The organism is Streptomyces sp. NPDC060198, from assembly GCF_042728415.1.
GTDB lineage: Bacteria > Actinomycetota > Actinomycetes > Streptomycetales > Streptomycetaceae > Streptomyces.
The window spans coordinates 1-21,301 of sequence record NZ_JBHWZJ010000103.1 but is presented as its reverse complement, the minus strand read 5'-3'; the positions used below and the strand labels follow the sequence as shown (position 1 = coordinate 21,301).

Here is a 21,301-nt window from a genome sequence, read left to right as displayed (position 1 = left end):
CACCGAAGGACGTCGAACTCGCCGCATAACCCCACCACCCGAACCACCCCAAGCCCGACAGGGATGCCTTGACGAACGACATAGAGGCACCCCCCTCGCCGAAGTGGGGCCCCGGACAAGGACGTCGGCCCGGTCCGGAGCGCGGTTCACCCATACCGGGAGCCTGTTGCGGACGATAGCCCCGAGGCCGTACGGGGAACCGCGCGGGGGTGCTCGGGGACCGTCGCGGGCGCTGTCGGCGAGCCGCTCAGGAGCCCGTCCCGGTTCTGCCCCAGTCGGGGCCCGCCGTCGCCCAGGCCCGGTCCAGTCGCTCGTAGCGCCGTCGCACCATGCACCGCACCACGGTCCGCCGGACCGCCTCCACGACTCCGGCCGTCAGCAGGAACGCACCCGTCCCGGCCAGGCCCGCGTGTATGTGCGCGGTGGGCACGTCCATGGGGCGCGGGGCGACAGCGCCGCGGTCGTCGGTCCATATCAGCACCCGCTCACCGGGCTTGCGCACACGCGCCGCGGTCGGGACCGTGCCGTGCCGCCCACCGCCGTCCGGGGCCTTCCAGCTCGCCGTCACCGTCTGCCGGGTCGCGGGGTCGGCGCCGCTCTCCGGGTCGCCGGAGATCGCGGCCGGGCTCATGGACACGCTCAGCACGATCCCGCTCGTCCGGTGGCGGTGCGCGTGCTGCTCCCGGATCGTGTCGCGCAGGGCGGAATCGGTGAGCAGACCGCAGAGCCAGCCGACGGCGGGCGCGACGGCCACCATGAGGAGGAGCGCGCAGAGCGCCAGCCACGCCTCGCGGCGATCCGTTCCCCGGCACAGGGGATTGTGCCGCCAGCGCCATACCCCCGAGACCGCCCGCACAGCCCTCGCCCCCCTCGTCTCCCCGTCGCGCACCCCGCCCGAAGCGCTCGCGTGCGCTCCGAGGAGTGCGGAGAGCGGCCTCACCACCCCCAACGCGGTTGTGCCCCCGCACCGTTCCCGGCCGGCCGCACAGGGTTCACCCGAGAACGCGGAACGCGTCACCGACGCGTACCGTTCCCGTACTCTCCGGCACGAGGTTCTGGCCGAAGAGCAGCTTCGTCCCCGACCTGCGATGCAGGGCGAGCGTGCGCAGCGGCTCCTTGCCCCGCTCCGACGTCGACTGGTCGACGGTGGTGACCACACACCTCGCGCACGGCTTCACGACCCGGAAGGCGACCGCTCCGATCACGATCCGCCGCCAGCCGTCCTCCTCCCAGGGGACGGTGCCGTCCACCACGACGTTGGGCCGGAACCGATTCATCGGCAGCGGGCCCTCCCACGGGTGGTCGCCCCTCGCGATCAGCGCGTTGAGGGCGTCCAGCGACGCGGTGGTGGTCACCAGCAGCGGGTACCCGTCCGCGAGGCTGACGGTCTCCCCGGGCCGCGCGTACGCCGGGTCGACGGGCCTCCGGTACGACGGCTCGTCCTGGTGGACGAGCCGGACCTCCGCCCCGAGGAACCCGCTCAGCCAGGCGTGCGCGGCCGGTGCCGCCTCGACCACCTCGGACTTCTTCCCGAACAGCTCCACGACGACCGTGTCCGAGTGCTCCGGCACCGCCACCGCCAGCGGCTCCCTGCCGGGCGCGGACAGTTCCACCCCACCGCCAGGCAGCGGCGTCGCGGAGATCCCCGTCAGACGGGGTTCCTGACGCTGTGTGACAGCTGTGCCCGCCCCGTTCACCAGCATCCAACGACGGTCGCCCGCGAGTCCCCACGGCTCGACCAGGGCCTCGTCGACGGTCAGTGCCGCCAGCGACTTGACGGGGTGGAGATGGATGGAGTGCAGAACGGGAGGCGCCATGCACTCATTTTGTCAGGGTCCTCCGGCACCCCGCGCCCGCCCGGAGCCGTCCCTCCGCGCGTGGGAGGTCAGTACCCCCGGCCCTGGTACGGCCGGTCGTACGGGTCCTCGTACGGGGAAGGTGCCGGCGCCGGGCGGGGTGCCGCCGGCCGCATCGCCTCGTAGCCGGTGGCGGGCGCGGGCCTCGGCGGCTGTTGCTGCTGCTGGTAGCCACCGCGCCCCGGAGCCTGCTGCTGCGGGAAGCCGCGCGCAGGGGTCTGCTGCGCGGGGAACCCCCGGGCGGGCGTCTGCTGCTGCGGATAGCCCCGCATGGGCGAGGGCTGCTGCGGGATGTACGGCGCGGGGGCGTGCTGCAGCTGTGCGGGCTGCATCTGCGCGGGATGCATCGGAGCCTGCGGCTGGTACGGCTGCGCCATGGGCTGCTGATAGCCATAAGAACCGGCGGGCTGGGAAGGAGCTGCGGGAAGGGCCGGCAGGGAGGACGGCAGCGCGGGGAGGAAGCTGTTGCCGGTCTCGTAGGCGGCGGGCACTCGGATCGGCGCGATCTGAGGCGTGCCTCGCTCCGCGACCAGGGAGTCGTAGATCGGAGTGTCGGCGAACGACGGTGCGGCGTAGTAGCCGCTTCCGTAGCTGGAGCGGGGGGAGGTCATGCCACCTAAGTTAAGCCCACGATGTGCTAGTTGGGGAGGCCGCCCAGAAGGTTGTTTCGCGAGTTGTGCGCCAGCTGAGTTCGCCAATGCGAGCGAACTTCCTCAAAAGGGTCACCATGGGCTGTAGTGATCGTGTAAAGAGCGCATGGCCCGCTGTCGTAAGATCCTGCCGCGTCCCGGTTTGGGAGGACGGGCGGACTCCGGCCCGACGGCCCGCAACGGGGTGCCGAGCGCCTTCAGAAGATGCCTCCGGCCACCGCCGCACCTGCGAAGGACAGCCCGACACCCGCGCCCACGCTCAGCACCAGATAACTCCCGGCCGTCGCCAGGCGCCTCGTCGATGTCAGGGTCAGCAGCTCGTACGAGAACGTCGACCAGGTCGACAGGGCCCCGCAGAAGCCGGTGGCGAGGAGGAGCTGGGTCCGGGTCCCCAGATCTCCGTCCGACGCCGTGGCGGAGACGAAGCCCAGCACCAGTGAGGCGGCCGCGTTGGCCGCGAAGGTGCCCCAAGGAAAAGCTGAGCGCAGACGGTGCGAGGCGCCCACTCCGAGCAGATAACGCAGCGGGGCACCCACCAGCCCGCCGACGAGGACGAGCAGCCAGTCGCCGATCACGCCTCCTCCCGGGAGTTGCGGCGGTCTCCGAGGAGCGCGTGCGTGGCGAAGGCTCCCACCGTGACGGCGGCCAGCGCCCCCACCACCGTCAGCGACAGGCAGCCGACCGCGTATCCGGGCTGCCCGTTGTCGAACAGCTCCCGGACGTCGTCCACGTAATGCGAGAACGACGTGAAGCCGCCCAGCACACCGGTGCCCAGGAGCGGGCTGACCAGCGGATGGGTGCCGGAAAGGCGGAGCTTCACGGTCACCATCAGGACGCCCATGAGGAAGCAGCCGACGACGTTGATCAGCAGGACCGTCCACGGGAACGCGGCAGTGCCGGTCGGCCAGATCAGTTCGGCGCCGTAGCGCGCCGCCGCGCCGGCCGCACCCCCGACCGCGACCGCGGCGACGACGGTGATCCGGGCCTCGGGTGGGTGGTCGGGGTGCGGTCGGTGATGAGCGAACGGCGTCGGGGTCATCAGCCGAACCTATGGAGCGGCACCGGGTCCGCCGCAGCACAGCGCGCACTCCGGTCCCGGCTTGAACCCGGGCGGCTCAACATCGGCACTCCCAGAGGGTTGGATGAGCTTCCTTGTGGACGTAATGGGATGTGAGTGAGTCCTGATGACTCGCCCTTCATGCCGTCCAAGGAGAGTGGAGCTCTCCGCATCGCGGGAGTACGCCTTGTCCATGACGGAGCCGGACGTGGTCCGGAAACTCGAACGACGACAGCCGAGCGCGTATCTATTGGCATCGGTGCGCGGAGTGGGCCAGGTGGATCTGCAACCCGCCCTCTGGACCGGTGTCCTGATCCTCGCGGGGCTCTGGGCGGCCGGCTGGCGCATCGGTCTCTTCGCCACCCTCGGCACACTGATCTCCACCGCGACCGCCTGGGCGCTGGGAGCCGACCGTACCGGCATCGCGCAGGGTCTCCAGGGCTACTGCGGCTGCCTGACCGGCATCGCCCTCGTCACCTCGCTGGGGCACCACCCGGCCACGTACGTCCTGGCCGTCGTCGGCGCGATCATGTGCACCCTGCTGATGGCGGCGCTCACCACCTTCCTCGCCCCCTACGGACTGACCGCCCTCACCGCGCCCTTCTGCCTGGTGTCCGGCGTCATGGTGCTCGGCGCACCCTCGTTCGCCAGGATCTGGCACGGCGCCCCCGACGCCGTGTCCAGCACGACGAGCGGGGACACCGGCATCTCCTGGAACGACCTGTGGCACGCCTTCTTCACCAACGTGTCGCAGATCTTCCTGGTGGACGAGTGGTACGTGGGACTGATCATGCTGGTCGGCCTCGCCTTCGCCGGGGTGCGCGTCCTCCTGTACGCGGCTGCCGGCAGCGTCGTCGGGATCGTCGCCGCCTGGGCACTGGGCGCCCCCACCGCGTCGATCGCCAACGGCATCTACGGCTACAACGCCGTGCTCGTCGCCATCGCGGTAGGCGCCGTGTTCCTCACCGCCACGGTGTGGAACGGCGTCTATGCCCTCTTCGGCGCAGCCGCCACCACCGGGCTGACGGCCTCGCTCACCTCGCTCTTCAAACCCTTCGGCGGCCACACCTTCACCTGGCCGTTCATCCTCACGACCTGGGTGCTCATGGCGGCCGTCCCTCTGCTGCCACGCTTCCGCCGGAGCGGCTGACCCCGCCGGGCCCGAGCCCCCCTCCACGACCGTCCGCACGCACTGAGAGGTACCGACGATGAACCTCGCACCACGCGAGATCGACAAACTGCTGGTGTACGTCGTGGCCGACCTGGCGCGCAAGCGCCAGGGCCGCGGGCTCAAGCTCAACTACAGCGAGTCCGTGGCGCTGATCTCCGAGGCGATCCTGGAGGCCGCCCGGGACGGCAAGAGCGTCGCCGACTGCATGGAACTCGGCCGTCACGTCGTCGGCGAGGACGACACCATGCCCGGCGTACGCGAGATGCTCGGACTGCTGCAGATCGAGGCGTCCTTCGTCGACGGCACCAAGCTGGTGTCCTGTCACGACCCCATCGGCGGATGAACGCGCTGCCGGACGACTGCCGCGTGGTCGCCGTGTGCGGTCACGAGGCGGCGCACGGAGAGGCGCTCCGTGACCTGGAGACGCTCGGGGTCGTCGTCGTGTCCAGCGGGCGCGAGCTCTACCGCGCCGTGGCCGAAAGGCGTCCCGGGCCCGAGCAGCTCTGCGTGGTCCCGATGACTCTGGGACGGGACCCGCGACTCGTGGCCGACACGGCCCGTACCCTCCGCGCGCTGCCCGGAGGCGAGGGCTCCCGGGAACCGAGGGCCCTGCTGGCCGAGCCCTTCGGCACCACCACACATCTGATCGCCTGGCTACGCGCTGCGGCCAGCCGTGTCCCGGTCACCTCGTCGCTGCTCGTCACCGCCCCGGCGGGCGACCCCTTCGACGACGCCGAGCTGTACCGGGTCGCGAGCCTGGTCCACCGCTACGGCCACCACGCCTTGGTCGAGGTCGCGTTCACCGGAGGCGATCCGGATTCCGCCGAGGGCGTCAGGCGCTGCCTCCTCCTCGGGGCGGACCGGGTGGTGCTGCTCCCGGCCGCGTTCGCCGTACCGCGGTCGCCCGCAGTCCCCGGCCCGGCCGACCGGACAGGGGTACGGATCGAGTGCGCCGGCCCCCCGGTGTCGCGGGCCGCGCTGATCAGGGTCCTCGCCGAGCGGGTCGCCGACGCCAGACGCCGCTGGAGCGAGCGGGCCGACGACGGGATCACCGCCGGGCTCACCGCGGCCGACGACCACGGGCACGGTCACACCCACCCGCCGGGCGAGGGCCACGACCACGGTCACGACCACCCTCATGACCACGACCACGACCACGACCACGGTCACGACCACCCGCCGGGCGAGGGCCACGACCACACGCACCCGCCGGGCGAAGGCCACAGCCACAGCCACATGCACAGGCACCCGTCGGGCGAGGAGCACGACCACGCCCACAGCCACCCGCACACGCATCGTCACTCCGACGACGTCCACAGCCATTCGCACCCCCGCCCGCACCCCCACGCGATCGCCGAGGGCGCGGACCGAGCTGTCAGGAGCTCCGTATGACCGACCGCCAGAAATACCTCTACGGCGAGGACCCCATCGAGATCAACGCGGGCCGGCGCACGGTCAAGCTGACCGTCAGCAACACCGGGGACCGCGCGATCCAGATCGGGTCCCACTATCACTTCTTCGAGGTCAACTCAGCGCTGTCGTTCGACCGCCAGAAGGCGCTCGGCATGCACCTCAACATCCCGGCCGGCACCTCGGTACGCGTCGAGCCCGGCGGCTCGCGCGAGGTGGAACTCTGCACCTACGCCGGAACGGGCCGCCTCGTCGGCTTCAGCGGCCTGCTCAACGGCAGTCTCGCCTCCCACCCCGCGAAGGTCGAGGCGGTACGCAAGGCCATCGAGCAGGGCTTCGAGGGAGCCGGCCCCCGGCGCACCTGGGCCGACGACGGAGAGACGCGGGCCAAGGCAACGCCGCAGAACAAGGACACCAAGGCCTCCACCGACAGGCCGGCCAAGGCCAAGGACAAGGCCAAGAAGAAGGGTTCACGCTGATGCCCATCCTGCCGCGCAAGCAGTACACCGACATGTTCGGTCCCACCGTCGGCGACCGCTTCCACCTTGCCGACACCAACCTGGTCGTCGAGGTCGAGAAGGACTTCAGCGAGGGCCAGTACGGCGACGAGGTCCTCTACGGGGGCGGCAAGACCATGCGCGACGGCATGGCCTCCGATCCGCAGGCCACCAGTGCCCAGGGCGCTCTGGACACCGTCATCACCAACGTCGTCCTCATCGACCCCGTGGTGGGCGTCGTCAAGTGCGACATCGGTATCAAGAACGGCTTCATCGCGGGTATCGGCAAGTCGGGCAACCCGCAGACCCAGAACAACGTCCACCCGGATCTCGTCATCGGTCCCGGCACCGAGGCCATCGCCGGCGAACACCTCATCGCCACCGCCGGTGCCATCGACACGCACGTCCACCTGATCGCACCTCAGCAGGCGGAGCAGGCGCTGACCAACGGCATCACCACCCTCATCGGTGGGGGCACCGGCCCGTCCGACGGCACCAACGGGACCACCTGCACCCCCGGCCCGTACAACATCGCCCGATTCCTGCAGGCGGCGGAGACCTTCCCGGTCAACCTCGGCATCATGGCCAAGGGCAACGGCAGCCTGCCGGAGGCGCTGAACGAGCAGATCGTGGCCGGCGCCTGCGCACTGAAGGTCCACGAGGACTGGGGCGCCACACCGGCCGTCATCGACAACGCCCTGAGCGTCGCCGACCGGCACGACGTGCAGGTGGCCATCCACACCGACAGCCTCAACGAGAGCGGCTTCTTCGAGGACACCCGCTCCGCGATCGACGGCCGCACCATCCACACCTTCCACAGCGAGGGCGCGGGAGGCGGTCACGCACCCGACATCATGCGCGTGGCGGGCGAGCCGAACGTGCTGCCCTCCTCCACCAACCCGACGCTGCCGTACACCAAGAACTCCGTGGACGAGCTGCTCGACATGGTGATGGTCTGCCACCACCTCAGCCACGACATCCCCGAGGACGTCTCGTTCGCCGACAGCCGGGTCCGCGCCGAGACCATCGCCGCCGAGTCGGTCCTGCACGACCTCGGCGTGATCAGCATGTTCTCTTCGGACTCGCAGGCGATGGGCCGGGTCGGTGAGTCCGTCACCCGGGCCTTCCAGACCGCCCACCACTGCAAGGACAAGCTCGGCGTCCTGGAGGGCGACTCCGCCCGCAACGACAACCAGCGAGTGCTGCGCTACCTGGCGAAGGTCACCATCAACCCGGCCATCGCCACCGGCATCTCCGACCACGTGGGCTCGATCGAGAAGGGCAAGATCGCCGACATCGTGCTCTGGCCCATCCACTCCTTCGGTGCCAAGCCGAAGATGGTGATCAAGGGCGGCATCATCTCCTGGGCGCAGATGGGCGACCCCAACGCCTCGCTGCCCACACCGCAGCCGGTGATCTACCGGCCGATGTTCGGGCAGTACGGCAAGGCTCTCCAGGCGACCCACGCCACCTTCATGTCGCAGGCGGGCATCGCTGCCGGGGTGCCGGCCGAACTCGGCCTGGAACGCATGATCCTCCCCGTGAGCCGGACCCGGACCATCGGCAAGCACAACATGGTCCGCAACGACGCCCTGCCGGACATCAAGGTGGACCCGGAGACCTTCAAGGTCACGCTCAACGGCAAGGTCGCCACGATCGACCCCGCCGAGAAACTCCCCCTCAACCACCTGTTCTTCCTGGTCTAGGGCGGACGCGTGTACCAGGAAGAGGGCGACCCCGCTCCGATGGCCGGGGCGGGGTCCGCGGGCGGCACCCAGGGGCTCGGGCCACTGCTGGTCAGCCTCCAGCTGACCGACTCGGCGTTCCCGAGCGGCTTCTACACGCTCTCGCACAGCCTGGAGGGTTTCGCGCAGGCCGGCGCGGTCGACGCGGAGAGCCTGCCGTCGCTCCTGGAGGACCTGCTGCTGCACGCCGTGGGTCCCGCCGACGCCACCGCGCTCGCGCTGGCCCACCGGGCGACGTGTGCGGGCGACCCGGAGGCCGTCGTCGGGATCGACGAGCACCTGTTCGCGACCAAGCTCGGCCGGGAGATGCGGCAGGCCGCCACCCGGACCGGCCGGCAACTCCTCGACCTCTCCCAGGAGGTCTTCGGTCACCCCGAGATCGGCGACTACTCCGGCCGGGTCGTACGCCGGGAAGCCCCCGGCACCCAGGCGGTGGCCGCCGGCGTCATCTACGCGGCGACGGGTGTCCCGGTCCGCCAGGCCGTCGCCTCGGACCTCTTCGCCTTCTGCGCGAGCTTCGCGGGTGCGGCCCTGCGCCTGCGGCTCACCGACCACCGCAGGGCCCAGACCCTGCTGCGGGGCGTCGCCCCCGTCATCGGGACCGCCGTCGAGGCTGCGCTGCGCCGCGAACTCGCCGACGTCGGCGCCTCCGCCTTCGCCTCGGACGTCATGTCCGGGCGTCACGAACGGGCCGAAGCCCGGCTCTTCGCCAGTTGACCCTCACACCTCAGGGAGCACCCATGGACGACAACGTACTGCGCGTCGGAATCGGCGGACCGGTCGGTTCCGGCAAGACCGCCCTCATCGAGGCACTCGTGCCCCTGCTGATCGAGCGGGGCCACCGCCCCGCCGTCATCACCAACGACATCTACACCCAGGAGGACGCCCAGCACGTCCGCCGTACCCTCGCCGGAGTGCTGGACCCGGAGCGGGTCGTAGGCGTCGAGACGGGCGCCTGCCCGCACACCGCCGTACGGGACGACCCCACCATGAACCTCGCCGCCGGGGCCGAGATGCTGGAGCGCTTCCCGGACACCGACACCCTGCTCTACGAGTCCGGCGGCGACAACCTCACCCTCACCTTCAGCCCGGCACTCGTCGACCTCTTCCTCTTCGTGCTGGACACCGCCGAGGGCGAGAAGATGCCGCGCAAGCGGGGACCCGGCATCACCGAATCCGATCTTCTGGTGATCAACAAGATCGACATCGCGCAGTACGTCCGGACCGACGTCGGCATCATGGAGTCCGACGCCCATCGAGTCCGCGGCGACCGTCCCGTCGTCCTCACCGACTGCCTCACAGGCGTCGGCATCGAGGACATCGCGCTCTACCTCGAATCACGCCGCAAGGTGCTGATCTGACATGCCGTCCACGCCGCCCGCCGCCACGACCGACCGGCTGGCTCCCGCGTACTACGCGGCGTCCCGCGTCCCCCCGGACGTGGCGGCCCTGGCCTCCGTGCCCGACACACTCGCGGCCGGCTCCCCGGCCAAGGTGGGCATCCTCGACCTCGCCTTCGAGGTACGGGGCGGACGCACCGAACTCGTCGAGCGCTACCAGAAGTCGCCTCTGCAGATCATGCGCCCGCTGTGGATCGACCCCGCCATGCCCGGCATGAGCCACGTCTACATGATGGCGACGGGCGGCGGGGTCGCCCAGGCGGACCGCTACCGGATCGACGTCCGCTGCGGGCCGGGAACCGAGCTGCATCTCACCACTCAGGCGGCCACCAAGGTCTTCCGGATGGAGCACGACTTCGCCAGCCAGCGTGTGCACCTGACGGCGGAGGAGGGCAGCTACGTCGAGTACCTGCCGGACCCGCTGATCCTGTTCAAGGACTCACGGTTCTACCAGTGCACCGAAGTCGTGGTCGCCCCCGTCGCGACCGTCGTGCTGGGCGACACCGTCACCGCCGGGCGGCTCGCCCGCGGCGAGCGCCACGACTACCGCACCCTCGCCACCGACCTGCGGTTCACCCGCCCCGACGGCACCCTCCTCGGCATCGACACGGTGCGTCTGACGCCGGCCGGACCCGGCGGGGGAGTGGTGGGGCCGGGCGTGTTCGCCGGGTACGACCACGTCGCCTCGGTCTTCGTCGTCACGGATCGCGCCCCCGCCGCCGAGATCGCCGACACGCTGCACACCTCGCTGGCCGGCTCGGGCGTCCTCTTCGGAGTCAGCACACTGCCCCGGGAATGCGGTACCTGGGTCCGGTTCCTGGACGACAGTCCCGTCCGCGTCGCCGCGGCGCACGAGGCCGTACGCCAGGCGGTGCACCGCCTCCTCACCGGCCACCCCGCGCCGGACCTGCGTAAGCCGTAGTCCTCCCGCGCCCCCGCCCGCAAAAAGCCGCCCCCCCACGCCCCCGAGGTGCCCGCCGATGAACACCGCTCCCGCGCCGATGCCGCCCGCGTACGACTCCGGGGACACCGCCTGGCTGCTCGCTTCCACCGCCATGGTTCTGCTGATGACGCCAGGACTTGCGTTCTTCTACGGCGGCATGGTGCGCACCAAACACATCCTGATGATGATCAAGATGAGCTTCGCCGCACTCGCGTTCGGCACGCTCCTCTGGTGGATCATCGGCTACACCCTCGCGTTCGGCCCGGACGTCGGGGGTGCCGGCCTGATCGGAAACCTCGATCACGCCTTCATGCGCGGAATCGAACTGAACACCCTGTCCGGACACATCCCGACGTACGTGTACAGCACCTTCCAGATGGGCTTCGCGATCATCACCGTGGCCCTGATCAGCGGTTCCATCGCCGACCGCGCCACGATGAGGGGCTGGCTCGTCTTCGTCGTCCTGTGGCTCCTGATCGTCTACATCCCTCTTGCCCACTGGGTGTTCGACACCGACGGCTGGATCGTGAAGCACCTCGGCGCACTCGACTTCGCCGGAGGTCTCCCGGTGGAGCTCAACTCCGGGGTGGCCGGACTCGCCGTCGCGCTGGTGCTGCGGGCGCCGCGCGACTTCGCCCGGCGCGAGGAACGGCCCAACAACATCCCGCTCGTCGTGATCGGTGTGGGCCTCCTCTGGTTCGGCTGGTTCGGATTCAACTCCGGCTCCGCGCTGAGCGACCAGGGCACCGCGGCGGCGGCGTTCATCAACACCCAGCTCGGCGCCGCCGGTGCGATGGTCACCTGGCCGCTGGTCGAGAAGTGGCGTACGGGCAAGGTCACCACCATGGGCGTCGTCTCCTCTGCCGTCGCCGGCATGGTGGCCATCACCCCCGCCTGTGGCGAGATCAACACCCTCGGAGCGGTCGTCACCGGACTGGTGGTGGGCGCTGTCTGCGCCTTCGCCATCACCCTGAAGTACCGGTTCGGGGTGGACGACACCCTGGACGTGGTGGGCGTGCACGGCGTCGGCGGCCTGATCGGTTTGATCATGGTGGGCCTGTTCGCCACCGCCCGGATCAGCGGCAAGAAGGGGCTCTTCTACGGCGGCGGCTGGGGCCTGCTCGGTAAGCAGGTCCTCGCCATTCTCGCGGTGATCGCGTTCTCCTTCATCCTCACCTGGCTCATCGCCAAAGTGGTCGACCTGACCGTCGGCTTCCGCGACAAGGCCGAGTACGAAGGGGTGCCGGGCGAGGAGCAGGAGCGCGCGTACGACTTCCAGACGGCGGAACGCCTCGGCGCACTGGTTTCCGGGAAGCCTGTGACCGACGACGACGAGCTCGTCAAGCAGATCACCCGGCTGCTGCGTGCCCGGGAGGACTCCCGGTAGGACGTTTCCGCCGCTTGGTCGGACCGGTGGACCGACGTCCCGCGCGGTGATTCGCGCGGCGGGGGATCGTCCCTGCACGGGATACGCGTGGGGCGTCGGCCAAGGCCCGGTACGGGCGTACCCTCGCGGCCGCCCCGGGCGGAGCCCGCTCACGGCTCCGGGGCGGCCTCCGGCCGGGCATAGGTGCGCCCCTTCCAGGCCGCGCCCCGCCCCCGGTAGTGCTGGACGGCCGAGTCGACCGTCATCAGCAGATACAGCGAGGCCGTGAAGGGCAGCAGCGGCGCGAGCCAGAGCGACTGGCGGTAGTACGTCAGCATCGGCAGATACGTCCCCGTCATCACCGCCCACGCCAGCCCCCCGGCCCACGCGGCCGCCGGATCGTCCATCACCGAACCGGCCACCGGCGTCGCCGGCGGCGCGAGATAGACGAGCGCGAGCCCCGGCACCGTCCCCGCCAGCAACAGCGGACTGTGGCGCAGCTGCGCGTACGCGCTCCGCGAGACCATCCGCCACAGCTCCGCGAGCCCCGGGTAGGGACGGACGCTGTCCACCCGCTCCGCGAGCCCCAGCCAGATCCGGCCGCCGGTGCGCTTGACCACCCGCGCCAGCGACACGTCGTCGATCACCGCCTGTCGGATGGACTCCGGGACTCCGGCCCGTACCGCGGCCTCGTCGCGCAGCAACACGCAGCCCCCGGCCGCCGCGGCGGTCCGCGCCCCCGGCCGGTTCACCCGGCGGAAGGGGAAGAGCTGCCCGAAGAAGTAGACGAAGGCCGGCACGACCAGCCGCTCCCAGCAGCTCTCCACCCGGAGCCGGGCCATCAGGGAGACCAGGGCGTAGCCGTCCGGGCCCGCGGGACCCGCCGCCGCCACCAGTTCCCGCAGGCTGTCCGGCTCGTGGGCGATGTCCGCGTCGGTCAGCAGCAGGAACTCCGGGTTCCGCCGCCGCGCCACCGCGATCCCGTGCCGCACCGCCCACAGCTTGCCCGTCCACCCCGGTTCCGGCTCACCCGGGTGGACGACCCGGAGCTCCAGCCCGCCGCAGCGGTCCGCCAACTCCCGCGCGAGCGCGCCGGTGCCGTCCGTGCTGCAGTCGTCGACGAGGACGACGAAGACCTCGCCCGGATAGTCCTGGGCCAGCAGCGAGGGCAGGCTCACCGGCAGGACCGCGACCTCGTCCCGGGCCGGTACGACGACGGCGACCGAGGGCCAGCGCGCCGGTTCCGCCCGCACGGGCAGCCGCTGGTCCGTGATCCAGAAGAACCCCTGGCCGAGCAACAGCCACATCCACGCGATCAAGGAACCCACGGCGATCCAGGCAACGGCGCTCATCCGCCGAGTCTGCCCCACTCCGACCGGCCGCGGAGGGGGGTGGCATAAGGTGACCGGGTGAAGATCGCGCTCATGGACTCAGGAATCGGCCTGCTGGCAGCCGCCGCCGAGGTGCGTCGACTGCGCCCCGACGCCGATCTGGTGCTCTCCTCGGACCCCGCCACCATGCCCTGGGGACCGCGCACACCCGAGGACGTCACCGCGCTCGCGCTCGCCGTGGCCCGCGCCGCCGCGGAGCTCCGGCCGGACGCCCTGGTCGTCGCCTGCAACACGGCGTCCGTACGCGCGCTGCCCGCCCTCCGTGCCGAACTGGAGCCCGCGCTGCCGGTCATCGGCACCGTACCGGCGATCAAGCCCGCGGCCGCCGGCGGCGGACCGTTCGCCATCTGGGCCACCCCCGCCACCACCGGCAGCCCCTACCAGCGCGGGCTGATCAGCCGATTCGCGGCCGGGGTGGACGTCACCGAGGTGCCCTGTCCGGGACTCGCCGACGCGATCGAGTACGCCGACGAGGCCGCGATCGACCGCGCCGTCGCCGCGGCCGCCGCCCTCACTCCCGACGGGGTCGGCACGGTCGTCCTCGGCTGCACCCACTACGAACTGGTCGCCGGCCGCGTCGCCGACGCCCTCCCCCGGCCCGGCCTCCTCCCGGTTGCCCTGCTCGGATCCGCCGGCGCCGTCGCCGCCCAGGCGCTGCGCCGCATCGGCGCCGAACCCGCTCCGTCGGCCGAACCGACCGGAACTCTCACCGTCCTCCTCGGCGGCCACGAGGCCGGCCTGCCGGACGCCGCTCTCACCTACGCCGAGGGCCGGCTGCTGCGGGGCGTGGGCGCCTCCCGCTGACCGCGACGACCGCCCGATCGGACCCGCGGCACCCGCCGCGCGTGCGCGGGTCATGGGTACGCTGCTGAGCATGACGGACCACCCCGGCCGTGCGGCGCACGGCTCGACCCAGGCGCCGTCCACCGTGTGGACCGGCAAGGCGACCAACCGTGCGCAGTGGCTGCTCGCCTTCGTGGGAGCGGCGTGCCTGGCCCTCGGGGTCGAGATCGCCTTCGATTCCAACTGGACCTCCGGCGTCGTGCCCCTGGTGATGTCGGTGGTCGGCTGTGTCGCCGCCGGACTCCTGATGCTCTACGGCACCCTCGCCTTCGTCCATGTCGCGGTGAAGGTGGACGGCGACGCCCTGGAGGTCCGCTGCGGCCACATGGGGCTGCCACGCCGCCGCATCCTGCTCACCCATGTCGTGGGGGCCGAGTTCGTCCCCCGCGTCACCCCGCGCCAATGGGGCGGGTGGGGCTACCGCTGGCGTCCCGAACAGGGCACCGCAGTCGTGGTGCGCCGGGGCGAGGCGCTGCTGCTCCGGCTCGGCGACGGCATGTCGTTCACCGTCACCGTGGACAACGCGGAGGCCGCCGTGCGGTTCATCCGCGACCGGCTCCGCCTCCCGGCGGCGGGCAAGCCCTCCGAGGCCTGACACCCGGACCGCCGGCCGACCTGGCGGCGCTCGCCGAGAGGGTGTGGCCGGACACCCGGTCTCCCCGTTGCCGCGCGCAAAGCCGTCGCCCGTAGACTCCCGCAGGTGAGCGCCACCATCACCTCCGTCGAGGAACCGTCGCCCGTTCCCGAGTCCCGCCCCCGCAGGCGATGGCTCACCCGGGCCAGGCCCGCCGCGGCCGTACTCTCCGGAGTGCTGCTGTACCTGAGCTTCCCGCCCCGGCCCCTGTGGTGGCTGGTGCTGCCCGGCTTCGCCCTGCTCGGCTGGGTCCTGCGCGAACGCCGCCCGCGCGCGGCGTTCGGCCTGGGCCTGCTGGCCGGACTCGGCTTCATGCTGCCGCTGCTGCACTGGACCGGCGAGGACGTCGGCGCGGTGCCGTGGCTGGCTCTGGCCGCGGCCGAGGCGCTCTTCGTCGCGGTGGGCTGCGTCGGCATCGCCGCCGTGACCAGACTCGCGTACTGGCCGTTCTGGGCGGCGGCCGTCTGGACCCTGGACGAAGCGGTCCGGGCCCGGGTGCCGTTCGGCGGGTTCCCGTGGGGCAAGATCGCCTTCGGTCAGGCGGAGAGCGCCTTCCTGCCGATCGCCGCGCTCGGCGGTACCCCGCTCCTCTCTTTCGCGGTGGTCCTCTGCGGGTTCGGCCTTTTCGAGGCGGTCCGGCAGGTACGCGCGTACCGCTCGACCGGGGAACTCCCGCGCGCGGCGACCGCGATGGCCGCCGCCGCGGTGCTGGTCCCCGTCGCGGGCGCCTTCGGCTCGCTCGCGCTGGTCGACAACTCCGCGGAGGACGGCACCGCGACCGTCGCCGCGATCCAGGGCAACGTGCCGCGTCTGGGCCTGGACTTCAACTCGCAGCGGCGCGCCGTGCTCGACAACCACGTCCGGGTCACCGAGGAGCTCGCGGCGGACGTGAAGGCGGGCAAGGTACCGCAGCCCGACTTCGTCCTCTGGCCGGAGAACTCCTCCGACCTCGACCCCTACCGCAACCCCGACGCCCGGGAGGTCATCGACCGGGCGGTCCGGGCCATCGGCGTCCCCACGGTGATCGGCGCGGTCGTCGAACCCGACACCGGCAAGCTGCGCAACACCCTCATCCAGTGGGACCCGGACAAGGGCCCGCTGGACACGTACGACAAGCGGCACATCCAGCCCTTCGGCGAGTACATGCCGATGCGCTCGGTCGCCCGCATTTTCAGCAAGGACGTCGACCGCGTCCAGCGCGACTTCGGCTCCGGCACCAAGGTCGGGGTGTTCGACCTGGCCGGAACCGAGGTCGGCTTCGTCACCTGTTACGAGGCCGCGTTCGACGACGCCGTGCGCGACACCGTGAAGGCAGGCGGTCAGCTGATCGCCGTACCGAGCAACAACGCCACCTTCGGCCGCAGCGAGATGACCTACCAGCAGCTCGCGATGTCCCAGGTGCGGGCGGTGGAGCACGGCCGCGCGGTCGTCGTACCGGTCACCAGCGGGGTCAGCGCCGTCATCCGGCCGGACGGCACGATCATGGAGAAGTCCGGGTTCTTCACCCCCGCCGCCCTGGTGGACGAGGTGCCGCTGCGGTCCTCGCTGACCCCCGCCACCCGGATGGGCGCACTGCCCGAAGGGGTCGTCGCGCTCTTCGCCGCCGCCGGTCTCGTCCTCGCCGCGGTCCGCTCCCGCAGAGCCCGTCGTACTGTCTGACCGTCACACCATCTGAAGATCAAGTGAGGCTCTCACGCATGGCTACTCCCGACTTCATCCGCGCGATCAGGGCCACCGCCGGCCACCAGCTGCTCCTGCTGCCCGGGGTGAGCGCCGTCGTCTTCGACGACGACGGGCGGGTGCTCCTCGGCAGGCGGGCCGACACCGGCAAGTGGTCGGTCATCGGCGGCATCCCGGAACCGGGCGAGCAGCCCGCACGGACCGCCGAACGCGAGGTGTACGAGGAGACCGCCGTGCGCTGTGTGGCCGAACGCGTGGTGCTCACCGAGGCGCTGGAGCCGGTGGAGTACCCCAACGGGGACCACTGCCAGTACCTCGACGTCACCTTCCGGTGCCGGGCGACGGGCGGGGAGCCGCGCGTCAACGACGACGAGTCGCTGGAGGTGGGCTGGTTCGCCCTGGACGCGCTGCCGCCGCTGGCCGAGTTCGCACGCTTCCGGATCAAGCAGTCCCTCACCGACGGACCCACTTGGTTCAGGGCCGCCGACGGCGCCGACCTCGACTGAGGCCGGCGCCGGAGACCTCGGGCCTCAGAGCCGTACGCAGATCCGCCGGCTCGTCGCCCAGTCGGTGATCCAGTCGTTCAGGGACAGTGGGAAGCACCATTCGCCGGGGCCGGGGGAGCTGCCCGCGGGGTCGGGGACCGGCCGGTTCTCGTCCATGAGGAAGGACCGGTAGAGCTTCGACGCCTCGGGGTTCCCGGTGCACCCCCACACCCCGTGCGGGCAGTAGTCCGTGATCGTCTGGTAGACGGGCGGGTGGAGATCCATCCATTCGAGCATCCGGCGCATGTACTCGGGGTTGTCGCCGTTGCGGAAGAGACCCCACTCCGGATACGAGATCGGCTTCCCGTGCTCGGCCGCGAAGTCCACGTGCTTCTGGAGCCCGTACTCGCCGTGCACCTGGTCGTCGAAGTTCTCGCCCGGCGGCTGGTCGTAGGAGTCCATGCCGACGATGTCCACGAAGTCGTCACCGGGATAGCAGTCGGTCCAGGGAACGGCATCCCGCCCGCGGCTCGGCGCGAAGTCGAAGCGGAACCGCTGGCCCGCGACGGAGCGCATGGCGGTGACGATCCGCTGCCAGTACGCCTTCCAGGCAGTCGGGTCGGGCCCGCACCGGTGGGCGTAGGTGGTGCCGTTCATCTCCCAGCCGAGCACGATCACGGTGTCCGGGATCCCCAGCCCGACCAGCCGCTCGGCGAGCTTGCGGAAATGCCGGTCGTAGAGGCCCGCGGCGCCGGAGAGCAGCCGTCTGCGCACCGCGGTGTCCGACACCCGCACCTCGTTCCGCTCCAGCATCGGCGTGTTGAGGACGAACATCCGGTCGGGCTGCGCCTGCCGCCAGGCCGCCCACGCTCCCAGGAAGTCGACGGAGCCCTCGATGTTCACCCAGAGGTCGCCCGGGAGGTAGCTGTGCCCGACCCGCAGCTCCTTCCCGCCGAGCCAGCGGGACATCTCCGCCATGCGGGCGACACCTTCGGGACCGAAGTCCAGGTAGGCGCCGACCGCCGTGCTGCTCGGATCGGCATGCGGCCCGGCACCGTCGGTGGAGCCGGTCCCGGTGACCCGGAAACCGGAGGCACCGCTGACGGCGAGCACACCGGCCGCGACCGTTCCCACACAGAGATTGACGATACGGCGACTACGGGACACGGCTGCTCCTCGGTATCGGTGGACTTCGGCCGGCCCGGCGGCGGCTCGGCTCCATGGGCGGGCTGACCCGGGCGGACGCCGACTACGGCGTCGGGACCGGATCGAAGGTCAGCGGCAGACCGCGGACACGGTTGTCGAAGTTGGAGTCCACCAGCTCCGGATCGCCGAGCGCCCGCGCGGTGTCGGTCCGGACGAGGACCTCCGTGAAGAGGGCCCGCATCTCCAGCCGGGCCAGGTGCGCACCGAGGCAGTGGTGCGGGCCGCCGCCCCCGTACCCGAGATGCGGGTTGGGCGAGCGGGTGATGTCGAAGAGGTCCGGCTCCGCGAACACGGACCCGTCGCGATTGGCGGAGGCGTAGAAGAGCACGGCCTTGTCGCCCGGGCGGAAGGCGTGCCCGCCGAGCTCGTGCCCGGTCGTGACCGTCCGCCGGAACTGGATGATCGGCGTGGAGTGCCGGACGATCTCCTCCACCGCTCCGTCGATGTGACCGTCGAGGTCGGACACCAGCAGTGCGCGCTGATCCGGGAACCGCGACAGCAGCGCCATCCCGTGCGCCAGCGCGTTTCTGGTCGTCTCGACCCCCGCGACCAGCAACAGCGAGAAGAAGGCGCCGAGTTCGCGGGCGCCGAGCGACTGGCCGTCCACGTCCGCGCGCACCAGGGCCGAGATCAGGTCGCCGGTGGGCCGGCGGCGACGCTCGTGCGCGAGGCGCGCCATCACGAGCTGCATCCGGGCGAGCGAGCGCAGCCCCCGGCCCGGCACCCGGATCCGGGCCAGTCCGCGCCGCTCCACACCGACGTGGCTCGACGCGTGGTCGATCTGGGTGGCGATCCACGGCCGGTACCTCCCCGGAATGCCCATCAGGTCGCAGATGACCTCGAAGGGCAGACGGGCGGGGGCCGACCGCATGAAGTCGGTGGAACGGCCGGCCACCGCTTCGTCCACCAGCCGGCGTGTCACCCGGGCGATGTTCTCCTCGGCCTCCGCGAGCAGACGCGGGGTGAACGCGCGGGAGACGATCCGGCGCAGCCCCGCGTGGTCGGCGCCGTCCATGTTCACCATGGAGTTGCCGAAGACGGCCTTGGCCCAGCGGGCGGGTTCCGGGACGGTGACACCCGGCGCGCTCGCGAAGACGTCCGCCCGCCGGCTCGCGGCCTTGACGTCGGCATGCTTCACCAGCGCGTAGAAGGAGAGCCCGGCTTCCCGGCCGGTACGCGCGGTGAACCGCACCGGAGCGTCGAGCTCGCGCAGCAGCGCGAACGCCCGCAGCCGCTCGGTACGCGGCAGCCGCCAGAACGCGGGGTCCGCCAGATCGATGTCCTTCGGCCGCTCCGTACGCAGACCGGGGACCTGTCCGGGCACGCTCATTGTCCACCACCTTCGGCAGTCGGGTCTCCCATGCTGTCCCGGCCATACACGCCCGAGGCTCGACGTGGCCGCGAACTGGCCCGATTTCCCACGGTTGAGGGATTGACCGGCGGCACGGCGAGCCGTTACGGGCCGCAGGGCGGCACGCACCGTCTGATGGGCGTCGGTATCAGCCGTACCGACAAGCGGCTTGACCGACAAGAACACCGATGTATACGGAGAGGCGGACGCAGATGTGTTCGACCAGGAAGGTCCGAGGTCCCGCGGGCAAGCAGATCGCGGCCACCCGCAGGGGTGTGCTGCGCGCCCTGTTCGGGGTGGGAGTCGTGGCCGGGACCGGGGCCGCGTGGGAACCGATCCTCGCCCGTGGCCCGGAGAGGGGCGACGGCACGGATCCCGCGGGGGCACCGGGGCCGGGGGAGGTCACCGAGACGTACCGGGGAAGGACGATCCGGGTGCGCGCGGACGCCGGTCCGGGCGGCGCCGGCGTCCGCTCCGCGCGCAGCGACGGGGTCCACCCCGAGGTCAGCATCGACGGCGACCCTCTGCACCTCATGCGCCGGGCCGACGGGAGCTGCCTCAGCATGGTCGCCCACTACGAGTCGCATCCGACGCCCCTCGCGGCCGCACGCGCCGCGGTCGACGTACTGGGCACGGCACGGCTTTCCGCCGCGCCCCGGGGCATCTGACCGAAAGGCAGGTGGAAGGTGTACAGCCGAAAGAACCAGCGCGATCTCACCCGGACCGAACGGAAGAGGTTCGTCGACGCCGTGCTGACGATCAAGCGATCGGGGAGGTACGACGACTTCGTAGCGATGCACCGCGAGTTCTACGTCACCGACGGGGAGGACCGGCCCCGGGCGGCACACATGACCCCGTCGTTCTTCCCCTGGCACCGCCGGTACCTGCTGGAGTTCGAGCAGGCTCTGCGAGAGACCGACCCCGCTGTCTCCGTCCCGTACTGGGACTGGACCCTGGACCGCTCACCGGGGGGTCCGCCGTGGACGCCGGACTTCCTGGGCGGCAACGGGAGGCAAGGCGACCGGCAGGTCACGACGGGGCCCTTCGCCCACCGCGAAGGGAACTGGTCCATCAGCAACGGCGTCACGGACGGCCTCTTCCTCACCCGTGACTTCGGCAGGCCGGCCGATCCGGTGGCACTGCCCACGGCTCGGGACGTCCAGAAGGCTCTGGACGACCCGCTGTACGACACCGAGCCGTGGAACAGCCTCAGCCGGACCGGCTTCCGCAACCGGGTGGAGGGATGGGGCATCCGAGGGGTGCGCGCCATCAGCAACCACAACCAGGTGCACCGCTGGGTCGGCGGCGCGATGGCAGGGGCCGGCTCCCCGAACGACCCGGTGTTCTGGCTGCACCACGCGTTCATCGACCGGCTCTGGGACCGCTGGCAGAAGGCCCATCCGGGGTCCGGTTACCTGCCCGCCCGCGGACTCGCCGGCGACGATCCGCAACACGGCCGGGTGTTCGCCCGGAACGAGCCGCTGCCGCCCTGGGACGTCGCGCCGTCCCGGCTGCTCGACCACAGCCGCGTCTACCGCTACGCCTGACCCGTAGGTTCTCCCCACGTCGCCGGACAGCACGGCGGCCGGCCTCCCCTCCGGGGATGAGGAGGGGAG

23 protein-coding genes are annotated in these 21,301 nt (G+C 71.4%); 15 read left to right on the top strand and 8 right to left on the bottom strand.

Annotated elements, in window-relative coordinates; all coding sequences use genetic code 11:
• Positions 1-247: 247 nt before the first annotated feature.
• The 5 genes from ACFWEP_RS15605 to ACFWEP_RS15585 all read right to left on the bottom strand — a co-directional run bounded on the left by ACFWEP_RS15605 (position 248) and on the right by ACFWEP_RS15585 (position 3,545).
• Positions 248-757 (bottom strand): hypothetical protein, encoded by a 510-nt coding sequence (locus tag ACFWEP_RS15605; RefSeq protein WP_387370457.1) that lies wholly within the window; start codon positions 755-757, stop codon positions 248-250.
• Positions 758-992: 235 nt separating this feature from the next.
• Positions 993-1,817 (bottom strand): MOSC domain-containing protein, encoded by an 825-nt coding sequence (locus ACFWEP_RS15600; protein WP_387370455.1) that lies wholly within the window; start codon positions 1,815-1,817, stop codon positions 993-995.
• A gap of 68 nt (positions 1,818-1,885) precedes the next feature.
• Entirely contained in the window at positions 1,886-2,467 is a 582-nt protein-coding gene (locus ACFWEP_RS15595; protein ID WP_387370453.1) for a DUF6643 family protein, read from the bottom strand.
• Positions 2,468-2,703: 236 nt separating this feature from the next.
• Positions 2,704-3,078, bottom strand: a complete 375-nt coding sequence (locus ACFWEP_RS15590; RefSeq protein WP_387370461.1) for a fluoride efflux transporter FluC — start codon at positions 3,076-3,078, stop codon at positions 2,704-2,706.
• Positions 3,078-3,545, bottom strand: a complete 468-nt coding sequence (locus tag ACFWEP_RS15585) for a fluoride efflux transporter FluC (protein WP_387370451.1) — start codon at positions 3,543-3,545, stop codon at positions 3,078-3,080. The genes ACFWEP_RS15590 and ACFWEP_RS15585 overlap by 1 nt, the downstream gene beginning before the upstream one ends.
• Before the next feature lie 205 nt (positions 3,546-3,750).
• Between ACFWEP_RS15585 and ACFWEP_RS15580 the strand changes: the two genes are divergently transcribed.
• Genes ACFWEP_RS15580 through ACFWEP_RS15540 form a run of 9 tightly spaced genes read left to right on the top strand, consistent with a single transcriptional unit; the run spans position 3,751 to position 12,116 of the window.
• On the top strand, positions 3,751-4,713 hold the full coding sequence (locus tag ACFWEP_RS15580; RefSeq protein ID WP_387370459.1) for an urea transporter: 963 nt from the start codon (positions 3,751-3,753) through the stop codon (positions 4,711-4,713).
• Between the two features lie 58 nt (positions 4,714-4,771).
• Positions 4,772-5,077 (top strand): urease subunit gamma, encoded by a 306-nt coding sequence (locus tag ACFWEP_RS15575; protein ID WP_387370449.1) that lies wholly within the window; start codon positions 4,772-4,774, stop codon positions 5,075-5,077.
• Complete coding sequence (locus ACFWEP_RS15570) at positions 5,074-6,126, top strand: cobalamin biosynthesis protein CbiX (RefSeq protein WP_387370447.1); 1,053 nt, start codon at positions 5,074-5,076, stop codon at positions 6,124-6,126. Before ACFWEP_RS15575 ends, ACFWEP_RS15570 begins: the two co-directional genes overlap by 4 nt.
• Positions 6,123-6,623 carry an urease subunit beta gene (locus ACFWEP_RS15565; protein ID WP_387370445.1) on the top strand — a complete coding sequence of 167 codons (501 nt, stop codon included), beginning with the start codon at positions 6,123-6,125 and terminating at the stop codon, positions 6,621-6,623. The genes ACFWEP_RS15570 and ACFWEP_RS15565 overlap by 4 nt, the downstream gene beginning before the upstream one ends.
• The gene (gene ureC, locus ACFWEP_RS15560) at positions 6,623-8,347 is read left to right on the top strand and encodes an urease subunit alpha (RefSeq protein ID WP_387370443.1); all 1,725 of its coding nucleotides are present in this window, start codon (positions 6,623-6,625) and stop codon (positions 8,345-8,347) included. Before ACFWEP_RS15565 ends, ureC begins: the two co-directional genes overlap by 1 nt.
• Positions 8,348-8,356: 9 nt before the next feature.
• Positions 8,357-9,103 (top strand): urease accessory protein UreF, encoded by a 747-nt coding sequence (locus tag ACFWEP_RS15555; protein WP_387370441.1) that lies wholly within the window; start codon positions 8,357-8,359, stop codon positions 9,101-9,103.
• Positions 9,104-9,126: 23 nt separating this feature from the next.
• Positions 9,127-9,747, top strand: a complete 621-nt coding sequence (gene ureG / locus ACFWEP_RS15550) for an urease accessory protein UreG (RefSeq protein ID WP_387370439.1) — start codon at positions 9,127-9,129, stop codon at positions 9,745-9,747.
• Position 9,748: 1 nt separating this feature from the next.
• Entirely contained in the window at positions 9,749-10,708 is a 960-nt protein-coding gene (locus ACFWEP_RS15545) for an urease accessory protein UreD (RefSeq protein ID WP_387370437.1), read from the top strand.
• A gap of 58 nt (positions 10,709-10,766) precedes the next feature.
• Positions 10,767-12,116 (top strand): ammonium transporter, encoded by a 1,350-nt coding sequence (locus ACFWEP_RS15540; protein WP_387370435.1) that lies wholly within the window; start codon positions 10,767-10,769, stop codon positions 12,114-12,116.
• 149 nt (positions 12,117-12,265) lie between these two features.
• Here the strand turns inward: ACFWEP_RS15540 and ACFWEP_RS15535 are convergent, their stop codons facing one another.
• Entirely contained in the window at positions 12,266-13,447 is a 1,182-nt protein-coding gene (locus tag ACFWEP_RS15535; RefSeq protein ID WP_387370433.1) for a glycosyltransferase, read from the bottom strand.
• Between the two features lie 57 nt (positions 13,448-13,504).
• Here ACFWEP_RS15535 and ACFWEP_RS15530 point away from each other — a divergent pair, with 57 nt between their 5' ends.
• From ACFWEP_RS15530 to ACFWEP_RS15515, 4 genes are all read left to right on the top strand, one after another.
• On the top strand, positions 13,505-14,290 hold the full coding sequence (locus tag ACFWEP_RS15530; protein WP_387370431.1) for a glutamate racemase: 786 nt from the start codon (positions 13,505-13,507) through the stop codon (positions 14,288-14,290).
• A gap of 70 nt (positions 14,291-14,360) precedes the next feature.
• Positions 14,361-14,924: a hypothetical protein gene (locus ACFWEP_RS15525; protein ID WP_387370429.1), complete on the top strand. Its 564-nt coding sequence runs from the start codon at positions 14,361-14,363 to the stop codon at positions 14,922-14,924.
• A gap of 105 nt (positions 14,925-15,029) precedes the next feature.
• Positions 15,030-16,622, top strand: coding sequence for an apolipoprotein N-acyltransferase (gene lnt, locus ACFWEP_RS15520; RefSeq protein WP_387370427.1), 1,593 nt, complete (start codon positions 15,030-15,032; stop codon positions 16,620-16,622).
• Between the two features lie 38 nt (positions 16,623-16,660).
• The gene (locus ACFWEP_RS15515) at positions 16,661-17,149 is read left to right on the top strand and encodes an NUDIX domain-containing protein (protein WP_387370425.1); all 489 of its coding nucleotides are present in this window, start codon (positions 16,661-16,663) and stop codon (positions 17,147-17,149) included.
• 24 nt (positions 17,150-17,173) lie between these two features.
• On the opposite strand, the gene ACFWEP_RS15510 is transcribed toward ACFWEP_RS15515, so the two are convergent.
• Together ACFWEP_RS15510 and ACFWEP_RS15505 are read right to left on the bottom strand one after the other, a co-directional pair.
• The gene (locus tag ACFWEP_RS15510) at positions 17,174-18,295 is read right to left on the bottom strand and encodes a glycoside hydrolase family 26 protein (RefSeq protein ID WP_387370423.1); all 1,122 of its coding nucleotides are present in this window, start codon (positions 18,293-18,295) and stop codon (positions 17,174-17,176) included.
• An 82-nt stretch (positions 18,296-18,377) separates the two neighbouring features.
• Entirely contained in the window at positions 18,378-19,664 is a 1,287-nt protein-coding gene (locus ACFWEP_RS15505) for a cytochrome P450 (protein ID WP_387370421.1), read from the bottom strand.
• 233 nt (positions 19,665-19,897) lie between these two features.
• Here ACFWEP_RS15505 and ACFWEP_RS15500 point away from each other — a divergent pair, with 233 nt between their 5' ends.
• Complete coding sequence (locus tag ACFWEP_RS15500; protein WP_387370419.1) at positions 19,898-20,353, top strand: tyrosinase family oxidase copper chaperone; 456 nt, start codon at positions 19,898-19,900, stop codon at positions 20,351-20,353.
• 18 nt (positions 20,354-20,371) lie between these two features.
• Complete coding sequence (locus tag ACFWEP_RS15495; RefSeq protein ID WP_387370417.1) at positions 20,372-21,232, top strand: tyrosinase family protein; 861 nt, start codon at positions 20,372-20,374, stop codon at positions 21,230-21,232.
• Positions 21,233-21,301: the final 69 nt, after the last annotated feature.